The sequence below is a fragment of the Mesorhizobium sp. WSM4830 genome, from assembly GCF_055811495.1.
Map to the genome: position 1 here is coordinate 1 of NZ_JBVVQI010000132.1, position 299 is coordinate 299.

Annotated in this window: 1 pseudogene; it reads left to right on the forward strand. The window is 60.9% G+C overall.

The features are described from left to right. Positions 1 to 209 (forward strand): annotated as a pseudogene (locus tag AC0L2Y_RS34680) (hypothetical protein); the annotation flags it as partial. Positions 210 to 299: the final 90 nt, after the last annotated feature.

Consider the following 299-nt stretch of genomic DNA (forward strand, 5'->3'; position numbering starts at 1 on the left):
TCCAAAAACCCGCCTCCCGAGGCGGGTTTTTTGTTTCCAGGGTGAAAACTCCGGTGTTGTCGGACGTCAATGTCGGCGGGACAGCGCCCCCCTCTGTCCTGCCGGACATCTCCCCCTCAAGGGGGGAGATCGGCAGCTTTGGAGACAGCGCCCTTTCTGCATCCTATGAGATTGGCGAAAGCCGCAGTGACGGCCGATCTCCCCACTAGAGGGGGAGATGTCCGGCAGGACAGAGGGGGGCGCGAAGGAACGCCAGCGTTCACATCTTGCATCGGCCAATGATGCGGTTTACGCCCTTT